The 9,603-nt window shown below is 62.3% G+C and carries 13 protein-coding genes and 1 tRNA gene; 10 read left to right on the top strand and 4 right to left on the bottom strand.

The annotated features are described in order from the left end of the window. Window positions 1-81: 81 nt before the first annotated feature. Genes NKJ00_RS29515 through NKJ00_RS29495 form a run of 5 tightly spaced genes read left to right on the top strand, consistent with a single transcriptional unit; the run spans window position 82 to window position 3,538 of the window. Window positions 82-585, top strand: a complete 504-nt coding sequence (locus tag NKJ00_RS29515) for a phage tail protein (protein ID WP_352556231.1) — start codon at window positions 82-84, stop codon at window positions 583-585. A gap of 12 nt (window positions 586-597) precedes the next feature. Next, window positions 598-1,101, top strand: coding sequence for a phage tail protein (locus tag NKJ00_RS29510; protein ID WP_502895896.1), 504 nt, complete (start codon window positions 598-600; stop codon window positions 1,099-1,101). Between the two features lie 11 nt (window positions 1,102-1,112). Beyond that, window positions 1,113-1,637: a phage tail protein gene (locus tag NKJ00_RS29505; protein WP_352556228.1), complete on the top strand. Its 525-nt coding sequence runs from the start codon at window positions 1,113-1,115 to the stop codon at window positions 1,635-1,637. Between the two features lie 29 nt (window positions 1,638-1,666). Then, window positions 1,667-2,983 (top strand): DUF8189 domain-containing protein, encoded by a 1,317-nt coding sequence (locus tag NKJ00_RS29500; protein WP_352556226.1) that lies wholly within the window; start codon window positions 1,667-1,669, stop codon window positions 2,981-2,983. A gap of 18 nt (window positions 2,984-3,001) precedes the next feature. Next, the gene (locus tag NKJ00_RS29495) at window positions 3,002-3,538 is read left to right on the top strand and encodes a GNAT family N-acetyltransferase (RefSeq protein ID WP_352556235.1); all 537 of its coding nucleotides are present in this window, start codon (window positions 3,002-3,004) and stop codon (window positions 3,536-3,538) included. Between the two features lie 320 nt (window positions 3,539-3,858). On the opposite strand, the gene NKJ00_RS29490 is transcribed toward NKJ00_RS29495, so the two are convergent. Then, the gene (locus tag NKJ00_RS29490) at window positions 3,859-4,434 is read right to left on the bottom strand and encodes a DUF6916 family protein (RefSeq protein WP_352612541.1); all 576 of its coding nucleotides are present in this window, start codon (window positions 4,432-4,434) and stop codon (window positions 3,859-3,861) included. Window positions 4,435-4,491: 57 nt separating this feature from the next. On the opposite strand from NKJ00_RS29490, the gene NKJ00_RS29485 reads away from it, so the two are divergent. Then, window positions 4,492-5,268, top strand: coding sequence for a SapC family protein (locus tag NKJ00_RS29485; protein ID WP_352612539.1), 777 nt, complete (start codon window positions 4,492-4,494; stop codon window positions 5,266-5,268). 11 nt (window positions 5,269-5,279) lie between these two features. On the opposite strand, the gene NKJ00_RS29480 is transcribed toward NKJ00_RS29485, so the two are convergent. The 3 genes from NKJ00_RS29480 to NKJ00_RS29470 all read right to left on the bottom strand — a co-directional run bounded on the left by NKJ00_RS29480 (window position 5,280) and on the right by NKJ00_RS29470 (window position 6,671). Further along, a complete protein-coding gene (locus tag NKJ00_RS29480) occupies window positions 5,280-5,699 on the bottom strand; it encodes a PIN-like domain-containing protein (RefSeq protein ID WP_127297740.1) in 420 nt (139 codons plus the stop codon). After that, window positions 5,696-6,388 (bottom strand): hypothetical protein, encoded by a 693-nt coding sequence (locus NKJ00_RS29475; protein WP_245490573.1) that lies wholly within the window; start codon window positions 6,386-6,388, stop codon window positions 5,696-5,698. The genes NKJ00_RS29480 and NKJ00_RS29475 overlap by 4 nt, the downstream gene beginning before the upstream one ends. 208 nt (window positions 6,389-6,596) lie before the next feature. Then, window positions 6,597-6,671 (bottom strand) — tRNA-Gly (locus tag NKJ00_RS29470). Window positions 6,672-6,916: 245 nt separating this feature from the next. Here NKJ00_RS29470 and NKJ00_RS29465 point away from each other — a divergent pair. From NKJ00_RS29465 to NKJ00_RS29450, 4 genes are all read left to right on the top strand, one after another. Further along, complete coding sequence (locus NKJ00_RS29465; RefSeq protein ID WP_023810886.1) at window positions 6,917-7,414, top strand: prolyl-tRNA synthetase associated domain-containing protein; 498 nt, start codon at window positions 6,917-6,919, stop codon at window positions 7,412-7,414. Between the two features lie 84 nt (window positions 7,415-7,498). Beyond that, window positions 7,499-8,500, top strand: coding sequence for a thioredoxin (trxA, locus tag NKJ00_RS29460; protein WP_352632276.1), 1,002 nt, complete (start codon window positions 7,499-7,501; stop codon window positions 8,498-8,500). A 103-nt stretch (window positions 8,501-8,603) separates the two neighbouring features. Then, window positions 8,604-9,275 (top strand): LON peptidase substrate-binding domain-containing protein, encoded by a 672-nt coding sequence (locus NKJ00_RS29455; protein WP_023810888.1) that lies wholly within the window; start codon window positions 8,604-8,606, stop codon window positions 9,273-9,275. 9 nt (window positions 9,276-9,284) lie between these two features. Continuing rightward, the gene (locus tag NKJ00_RS29450) at window positions 9,285-9,524 is read left to right on the top strand and encodes a Trm112 family protein (protein ID WP_023810889.1); all 240 of its coding nucleotides are present in this window, start codon (window positions 9,285-9,287) and stop codon (window positions 9,522-9,524) included. Window positions 9,525-9,603 lie beyond the last annotated feature (79 nt).

Here is a 9,603-nt window from a genome sequence, read left to right as displayed (position 1 = left end):
CTAAATTTTCTTGGCGATTTCTGTCGACTTGCTAATGCAGTCGCCGTAAGGTCAGTACAAGCAGTTTGGGGGAGAGGACTTATGTCTGAGCCGTTCTTGTCGGAAATCAGAATCATGTCGTTCGTGTTCGCGCCAAAAGGCTGGGCACTCTGTAACGGGCAGCTCCTGCCCATCAACCAGAACCAGGCACTTTTTTCGCTGCTCGGCACCACCTTTGGCGGCGATGGTCGGGTGAATTTCGCACTTCCCGATTATCGTGGACGCATGCCAATTCATGTCGGCGGCGGCCATACGTTGGGCGAGCGCGGCGGCGAGCAGGCCCACACGCTGTCGATCGCGGAAATGCCCACGCATGTCCACGCCGCCAACGCATCGTCTGTCACGGGCGCGACCAATCTTCCGGCCAACAACCTGCTTGGCAACAGTGCGCCAAACACCCTCTATGGTCCGGTGCAGAACCTCGGCGCCATGGTTGCCGGCACTGTCACCGATATCGGCGGCAGTCAGGCGCATCTCAATATGCAGCCTTTCCTGGCATTGACTTTCTGCATTGCCCTGCAGGGCATTTTCCCATCGCCGAATTGAGGAAACGCGACCATGGCACAACCCTATGTTGGCGAGATTCGCATGTTCGCCGGCAATTTTGCGCCGGCCGGCTGGATGTTCTGCGAGGGACAGTTGCTGCCGATCTCCGAGAACGAGACACTTTTCCAACTGATAGGCACAACCTATGGCGGCGATGGCGAGAGCACCTTCGCGCTGCCCGACTTGCGTGGCCGCCTTCCCATCCATCAGGGCAACGGGTTCATCCTGGCCGAGACGGGGGGCGCGGAGGAAATCACGCTGACAATCCAGCAGATTCCGGCGCATACCCACGCCCTGATGGCCTCGAACGACGTCGCCAATCAGCCCAACCCCAGCCAAAGTGTCATTGGTAGGTCAGGGCAGGTCAATGCGTTCATCAACGGCGGCCCATCGGTGGCAATGAGCACCCAGTTTCTCGGTAGCCGCGGCGGCAGCCAGCCACACAGCAATTTCCAGCCCTATCTGTGCGTCGACTTCATCATCTCGCTGTTCGGCATATTTCCTTCGCCGACTTAAAGAGGACCGTCATGGCCGATCCGTTCGTCGCCGAAATCCGTATCTTTCCGTTCAATTTCGCGCCCACGGGCTGGGCTTGGTGTGACGGTCAATTGCTGCCGCTGTCACAGAACACCGCGCTGTTCTCGTTACTCGGCACCACCTATGGCGGCAACGGCAAGTCCAACTTCGCCTTGCCGGATTTGCAAGGCCGTGCGCCGATGCACCCGGGGCAGGGGCCGGGCCTGTCGCTGCATGATCTCGGCGAAACCGGCGGTTCTGAAACGGTGTCTCTGCTGGAGTCCGAGATGCCGATGCATGCGCATTTCGTCCAGGCCGCTCCTTCGATCGTCAGCGGGGACAGCAACATCGCTCCCGGTAATGCGTTCGCCAAGTCGAGCCAGGGAAATGTATATGTCGCGCCAGGCAGCATAGTGTCGCTGTCGGACCAGACAATAGCGCCCGCCGGCGGCGACCAGCCGCACAACAATTTGCAGCCCTACCTCACCTGTTATTTCTGCATCGCGCTGCAAGGCGTCTTCCCACCAAGAACCTGAATTCCGAGCCAACAGGCAGGATCGATATCATGGCCAAGAAAGCAGAACCAAAGTCGAAAGCCCCTGCAGCCAAGACGCCGGCGCCGAAAGCGGCTGCCAGGGCCAGCGCCCGCCCGGCGCCGTCCAGCCCTCCACCCATTTACCAGCACAAGCCGGCCGGCGCGTCGTTTTTCGAACTTTCGCGGCTGATGGTGGTGGGGATCGATTCTGCGAAGGGGCAGTTGATCCAGAAGGCGCAGCTTTCGCCGAACGGGCCATGGCCCTCGGCCTGGTCGTTCATCGCGCCCGGCGCCTGGATGATCATGACGGCGGGCCTCACCAAGGACGGCCGTGTCGCCGTGGTCGCGCAGCCATCGGGAACCACCAATCTGTCCTTCATCACCGAAGACGCCAACCAGATCGGCCCGGTCGAGAAATGGACCGCGCCGATGAGCATCGGCACGCCGCCCGGCGCCACCTCCTATCAGAAGCTTTCGATGGCGCGCGATGCCGACGGCCGCATCGAGGTCTTCGTCACCGACAATCAGGGCCGCATCTGGTGGATCTACCAGAATCCGGACCAGATCGTGCAGGTGCAGAAAACCATCACGCCGCCGGGCACGACGACACCGATCGTCGTCACCGTCGACGTGCTGACGCCGCCGGCCAAACCGTGGAGCGACTGGATCCAGATCCCCGGCGGGCTGGTGACGGTTTCGGCGATACGCCAAGGCGACGGCCGCATCGCCCTGTTCGGCATCAATTCGAACCTGCATCTCTATCGCTGCCAGCAGGCGAAGGCGCAGGCCCTGAAGGCCGCCGACTGGACGGGTTGGGTGCAGATCGACACGACCCAGACAGGTGGCTTCATCGAGATGGCGCCGGTCGTCGGCCCGCTGGGCGCCACCAATTTGTTCGCCCTGACCCAGAACGGCCAGGTGCTGCACACGCGCCAGATGCCCGCCGGATCGGATACGTGGACGCAGTGGGCGACACCCGGCTACTCCAGGGCGCCCAACCAGGCGCTTGCCGCCGGCATCCAGGGCGACGGCGATATCGTGCTGGTCGCCGCCGACCAGCAGCACTTCCTCCAATTCAACGCGCAATGGGATGCCTACACCCAAAACTGGTCGGGATGGCGCGATTTCGGCGCATCCCTTCGCTCGACGCGCCTGACGCTCAACTACAATGCCGATGGCCGGCTCGCTTTGTTCAGCCTGGCGCTCATGCCGGACGGCACCAACGGGCTGTGGACGATCAACCAGATGGGCATCGACAGTTCCGAGTGGGAGTATAGCTGGACGTCGCTGACCGACAACAATCTCAAGCAGATCGTCGTCGTGCGCGACCTGACGCCGCCGGTCTGACGGTTGATTTACGCCAGCGTGGCGCAAGCGAAGCAGGCCCGTCCGGTCTGGTCCCGGTCTGACACGGCCGGGCTCCGCTTTCGTGCGGCAGTGGACGCGGACATGCCGTTCCTGTCGCGGCTCTATGCCTCGACCCGCTTCGAAGAACTCGCGGTGACGTCGTGGAGCGAGGCGCAGAAGACCGAATTCCTCGGCATGCAGTTCCAGGCCCAGCACGCGCATTACCGAAAACACTATCCCGAGGCCGACTGGCTGGTGGTGGAACGCGATAGCGAAGACATCGGCCGCCTCTATGTCGAGCGCTGGCCAAGCCAGCACCGCATCATCGACATTGCCTTCCTGCCGCATCATCGCCGCAAGGGCTACGGCACCGCACTGCTCTGTGACCTCATCGACGAGGCATGGTTAGCCGGCAAATCAGCATCGATCCATGTCGAGAAGCACAATCCGGCGAGACGGCTTTATGTCGCGCTGGGCTTCGCGGTCGTCGAGGACAAGGGCGTCTACGACCTGATGGCCTGTGCGCCGCCGGGGAGCGGGGCGGCTGGTTTGTGACGGCGAGCATCGCAAGCGGCGGCTCTCACCAGCTTCGTCATCCTAGGGCGGAGCAAGGAGCGGAGCGACGCGGCGCAGACCCTAGGATCCATGCCGCGACCTTTGTCCAAGATTGCTGCGCTTCAAGAAGGGCCTCGGACAGCCTGGGTGCACGAGCCGGCAGTAAAACAGCATTGCACCGTTGTCGCGCTCGAAAGTCGCGGCATGGATCCTAGGGTCTCCGCGACGTCGCTTCGCGACTGCTTCGCCCTAGGATGACGAACGAAGAGGAGAGGCTTCAGCTAATTTCGAAGCGATCAGACCCTCCCTGCGTCAAGCCTCTAATTGAACACCGCTTCGTAAAGCCGCCCGGTCGCATCGGCGGCGACCGGCACGATGAAGATCTCGTGGCTGCCGCTTTCCCCCGTGAAAAGATAGGTCGCCTGCGGCAATGCGATTTCGCGCGGGCCTTTGAACAGCAGCGAGAAACCGCCACCCGGGCGCGGGCTGGCGGCGATGGGCTTGACCGCGCTCAGTTCGAGCGGGATCTGCCGGCCCCCGGCTTCGACGGTGAAGGTTTGTCCCTGCTCGAAATCCGACACCGACGCCATTCCGTTTCCCTCAATCTGTCCGCTGGAGCGGTTCAGCGTTCGGATCGCTGATCCGGCTTTTGTTTCTTCGCAATTGCCAGGGAAAACCGCTCCACACTTTTCCTGGAATTGCTCCAGCGGAGGCACTGTCGCCGCTTCGCCGCAAGCTGTCCAGAGGCGGGCAGGCCGGCGGTCGCGCTCCCCAAGACAATCGGCCGCCGCAAAACCCCAAAATACAGCACCGCCTGTCCTTTTATGCGCGCAAGAGACGCTGTAGTACTTTGTTCCTGCGCGGGATTCCTTTCGACCCAAGATCAGCGCAAACAAGCATAGATCCCGGCTTCGGGACCATTGGCAGCCTGATGGGCGTGCGGGAGACGGATCATGGCGGATGCAAAGACGAACGGGACGGGCGATGCGTTGCCGCTGTTCTATTCGAGGCCCGAGGCGCTCAATCCGGCGCGGCACGGCTCGCTTGGCCTGACCGCGCGCAGCGACTTCGGCTTCGCCCGCTCCGCGCACGCCATTCCGGTGGTCGCGTCGGAAATGCCGGCGGCGATGCGCTCCTACCCGATCGTCTTTATCGGCCCGGCCAAGTCGCCAGTGATCATCACCGGCGTGCGCCAGAACGAGAACCTGTTCGTCGATGCCGACGGCAAATGGACCGGGCCGCACTACATCCCCGCCTATGTCCGGCGCTATCCCTTCATCCTGGCCGAAGACCCGACATCGGCCGGCCGGCTGACGCTGTGCGTCGAACGGGCCAGCGACCGGGTCGTCGACCAGTTGCTGGCGCCGTCCCGCGATGACAAGATCCTGCCGTTCTTCACCGGCAACGAGCCGACCGAAGCGACCAAACAGGAGCTCGCCTTCTGCAACCAGTTCCAGATCGACTTCAGAGCCACCCGCGAGATGGTCGAAAAGATCGATGCACACAGCCTGTTTTCACCGCGCCAGAGCAAGGTGACGCTGGAAGGCGGCGAGGTGCTCAACCTCACCGATTTCCAGGTGATCGACGAGCCGGCCTTCAACAGATTGAGCGACGAGGCGTTCCTCGACCTGCGCAAATCCGGCGCGCTCGGCCTGCTCTATTGCCACCTCGCCTCGACCAACAGCTGGACCTCGCTGGTGCATCAGGCGTCGTTGCGGAAGGCGGAGTAAGGCTCTCGAGTCTAAAGAGGCAGAGCGCGCAACTTGCTGATCCGCTGAATCGGTATCTCGTGCATAGAAGGCGCGGCGACCAATTTAGTGACCCCTTCGATCTCGGGCCACTTCCAGACGATGGTTGCCGCCACCTGGTTCATTGGCGTTTTCTGGTAAGCGGGCGCCAGAATAAATCCGTGAAGGCCGGCTGATCGCAAAGCCGCTCTCTCGGCTGGGTTTCTCAGAACGCGGCCATCCCCCGAGATGAAGATCCATGTCTCTGGTGCGCTTTGAAGATGTTTGATCCAGTCAATGTCGGCCGAGTGCCGACCGCCAGGAAGGCCTGGCACGTCCTTGATGTGAAAAGCACGATGCCCGTAATGGCTTATGAAACCGTCCAGAGTCGTAGCAAATAGCGGTGCGGTGCAGTTGTCAAACAGCACGTTCACGCCGCAATTCCATGCCCCATGGATGTCTCAAACTCAATAGATCGGCGGACGGACGCTTCCGGCACCAGATAGGCACGGGCGGCGCCAATAATCCCTTCCTGACGCGCAGCTGCTGCAAGGATCGCCGTCGGCACGCTTGAAGCGGCATCAATTGGCTGACCGAAAGACCGCGATGGGTCTACAACGACATTGAGCCGGCGACCGCCGGGCCACCACAAAAGCGGGTTGCCATCGTCGCCAAAATCGACAGTTTTTAAGATCGGCTCGATGATCCCTTTGAACTCATACTGGCGACGAAATAGGTTCAGGAGCCGTTCTCGCTCTTCGCCATCTTCGCCGGTTTCTATGACGGTTACAAAAATTTCCCGGCCGTCCGTTCGAAAGCGGTTGGTTGAAAGCGGACGGTCTTGACCAATGATATCTCGGGCAAGATGTATGGCCGCGCGAACACGCATCGCCGAAACTCCGGCGCGAATGAAGGCATCCGCGACCCGAACTTCCATAAGGTCTCGAAAGCCAAGAAAAACCCGCTCATCCCCCAAATCAACTTCAGGCGACCAAAGTGACGCGTACTTCTGGTCCTTAATGTTGTGGCCTCGGAGCCACCTAGCAATCTTGGCAGGACGGATATGCAAAAGCCGACCCGCTTCCGCAGGCGTGTAGACACCGACTCCGATCAGACTGTCCAATTCGATGCTCCCTTGCCTTATAGATTCAGCGTCTTGGGCGGCTGTCAATATGCGCGCTCAATAGTGACTGATCTGGCAAGCACAATCTACGATTTGCATGATTTTCGCTTTCCGCATGCGGGTAGCTATGCGGTAGCTTGCAACTGTAGACAAAGAAGAAGCCGCACTAGACGGCCTTCTTATCTGCTTGATTCCCTCTAGAGGAAACTGGAGCGGGTGAAGCGATTCGAACGCTCGACCCCAACCTTGGCAAGGTTGTGCTCTACCCCTGAGCTACACCCGCTCGCACGGCGTCTTGGCCGCAAGCCGGGCCTATATGGCTGAAGAGCGCGGCGATTGCAACAGGGAAATCACAGGCTTTTTGTGACACGCCGCGCGGGGCCGGCAAGCCGCCGGCGGGCGCGTGAGTGGCGGGCGGCGGGGCGCCAGCGCGAAGGGCGGTGCCGCTCACCATGATGTCGCATGACGGTCTTGTGTCGGCTGCCCCATTGGCCGTAAACGGCTGGCTTGAGAAACGGAACGAAACCGATGCCGAAGACCGAAGCCGATTTGATGGCCTTTCTCGCTGAACTCGGGATTGCCGCCTCGACGAAGCGCCATCCGCCGCTCTACACGGTCGCGGATTCGCAGGCGTTGCGCGGCGAAATCGCCGGCGGGCACACGAAGAACCTGTTCCTGAAGGACAAGAAGGATAATTTCTTCCTGGTCACCGTCGGCGAGGACGCGGTCGTCGACCTGAAGCAGATCCACCAGGTGATCGGCGCCGCCAGCCGGGTCTCCTTCGGCAAGCCGGAGATGCTGATGGAGCTGCTCGGCGTCACACCGGGCGCCGTGACGGTCTTTGGCGTCATCAACGACACGGCAAACAGGGTCAAGCTCGTGCTCGACAAGGATTTGATGGAGCATGCGGTGATCAATGGGCATCCGCTGACCAATGAGGCGACGACATCGATCGCGGCGCGGGACCTGATCAGATTCGTCGAGGCAACCGGGCACGATGCTGCTATCTTGAAAGTCTCCGTGTGATCGCCACATGGATGGCTTGAGTCAGATGGTCTGAAGCATAGGGCGCCTGGCCGCCGGCCGGCGGCGCCACGGAAGGGTAAAGAGATGAGCGACAACAATCCGTTCGGCGGCTCCTTTGGCGGTAATGGCGGCCAGTACACCACCTCGGTGCAGTATGGTGGAGCGGCGCCGGCGCCGGCGAAAGTCGCGCTTGGCGATGCGCCCGCCGCTCCCGCCGATGTGATCAAGGACACGACGACGGCTGCCTTTGCCGCCGATGTCATCCAGGAATCGCGCCGCCTGCCGGTGCTGGTCGATTTCTGGGCGCCCTGGTGCGGGCCTTGCAAGCAGCTGACGCCGCAGTTGGAGAAGGCGGTTAAGGCCGCCGGCGGCAGGGTCAAGCTGGTCAAGATGAACATCGACGACCATCCCTCGATCGCCGGCCAGCTCGGCATCCAGTCTATCCCGGCGGTCATCGCCTTCAAGGACGGCCAGCCGGTCGATGGCTTCATGGGCGCCATCCCGGAGAGCCAGATCAACGAATTCATCACCAAGGTCGGCGGCAAGGGCAACGGCGCGCCGCCGGTGGCGGAAGCCTTGGCAGCGGCGACCGAAGCGCGCGAGGCCGGCGACATGCAGACCGCGGCCGACATTTATGACGCCGTCCTGGCGCAGGCGCCGGAGACGATCGAGGCGATCGCCGGACTGGGCGAACTGTTGTTCGACGCCGGCGACACGGAAGGCGCCGAGGCGCTTTTGGCAACAGCCCCGGAGGCCAAGAAGGATGCGCCGCCACTGGCAGCCCTGCGCGCCAGGATGGCGGTTGCAGCGCAAGCGGCAGCTCTCGGCAATCCAGCCGAGTTCGAGCGCCGGCTGGCGGAAAATCCTGGGGATCACCAGGCGCGCTTCGATCTGGCCATGATCCAGAACGCCAACGGCGACCGCACTGCGGCCGCAGACAATCTGCTGGCCATCATCAAGGCCGACCGAAGCTGGAACGAGGATGGCGCCAGGACGCAATTGCTGCAGCTGTTCGAGGCATGGGGCATGACCGACGAGGCAACGCTTGCCGCGCGCCGCAAATTGTCGGCATTGCTGTTTTCCTGAGCCGTTTGCCGGTTGTTTTGCCGCACGGGCTTGGCGTCGGCCATGACTGCGCCAGATTAGAACTGCCATGACGCGCTTCTGGTGAAGCGATCGGAGGAATATGGTGCAAGCGGGAAACGCGCATTACCGGCTCGCCAAGGATTTGCCGTCGACGATCCCGATCTTTCCGCTCGAGGGTGCGCTTTTGCTGCCGGGAGGCCGCATGCCGCTCAACATCTTCGAGCCGCGCTATCTGCAGATGGTGGACGAGGCGATCGCCGGCTCGCGGCTCATCGGCGTCATCCAGCCCAGTCTCGACGGCGCCTTGCGCGGCGATGGCGAGCCGGAGCTCTGCAATGTCGGTTGCGCCGGGCGCATCATCGCCTTTTCCGAGAGTGGCGACGGCCGCTACCTGATTTCGCTGCAGGGCGTGTGCCGGTTCCGCATCGCCCACGAATTGACCGTCAAGACGCCGTTTCGCCAGTGCAAGCCCGCGCCTTTCCTTGCCGATCTCGACGAGGATCAGGCGGACAACGAGATCGACCGGCCATCGCTGCTCAAGGCGTTTCGCGCCTATCTGCAGGCCAACGATTTGGAGGCCGACTGGGAAAGCGTCAGCCGCGCCGAAAATGCCATGCTGGTCAATGCGCTGTCGATGATGGCGCCCTACGGGCCGGCCGAGAAACAGGCGCTGCTCGAAGCAGCCGACCTGAAGACCCGGGCGGAGACGCTGATCGCCATCACCGAAATGGCGCTGGCGCGCGAGAATGAGGATTTTGGCTCGAGTTTGCAGTAAGAGGGCGCGATGGCGGACGGACGTGACGAGAGGAAGGTCGATCCCAAGCTGCTGGAGCTGCTGGCCTGCCCGCTGACCAAGGGGCCGCTGGCCTGGGATCCAGAGCGCGGCGAACTGATTTCCAGGGTCGCCAAGATTGCCTATCCGGTGCGTGACGGCATCCCGATCATGCTGCCCTCCGAGGCGCGGACGCTTTCGGTGGAGGACGTGCTCGCCCCGCCGCCGCCACGCTTGGGTGGGCCGGGCTGAGTTCTTGCACCACAGGCTGGTGAGGTGGGCGGGACAGCACCCCCCTCTGGCCTACCGGCCATCTCCCCCGCAAGGGGGG

This window comes from Mesorhizobium sp. M0227 (assembly GCF_040321855.1).
Lineage (GTDB): Bacteria > Pseudomonadota > Alphaproteobacteria > Rhizobiales > Rhizobiaceae > Mesorhizobium.
Note: the sequence above shows the minus strand (reverse complement) of the source record. Positions and strands in the feature narration are given on the sequence as shown.

What these genes read in the sequence shown, in the direction of transcription:
- NKJ00_RS29450 (WP_023810889.1), top strand. Translation starts at nt 9,285, where the DNA reads ATGGCGGACGGACGTGACGAGAGGAAGGTCGATCCCAAGCTGCTGGAG.
- NKJ00_RS29465 (WP_023810886.1), top strand. Translation starts at nt 6,917, where the DNA reads ATGCCGAAGACCGAAGCCGATTTGATGGCCTTTCTCGCTGAACTCGGG.
- NKJ00_RS29500 (WP_352556226.1), top strand. Translation starts at nt 1,667, where the DNA reads ATGGCCAAGAAAGCAGAACCAAAGTCGAAAGCCCCTGCAGCCAAGACG.
- trxA (WP_352632276.1), top strand. Translation starts at nt 7,499, where the DNA reads ATGAGCGACAACAATCCGTTCGGCGGCTCCTTTGGCGGTAATGGCGGC.
- NKJ00_RS29510 (WP_502895896.1), top strand. Translation starts at nt 598, where the DNA reads ATGGCACAACCCTATGTTGGCGAGATTCGCATGTTCGCCGGCAATTTT.
- NKJ00_RS29515 (WP_352556231.1), top strand. Translation starts at nt 82, where the DNA reads ATGTCTGAGCCGTTCTTGTCGGAAATCAGAATCATGTCGTTCGTGTTC.
- NKJ00_RS29505 (WP_352556228.1), top strand. Translation starts at nt 1,113, where the DNA reads ATGGCCGATCCGTTCGTCGCCGAAATCCGTATCTTTCCGTTCAATTTC.
- NKJ00_RS29485 (WP_352612539.1), top strand. Translation starts at nt 4,492, where the DNA reads ATGGCGGATGCAAAGACGAACGGGACGGGCGATGCGTTGCCGCTGTTC.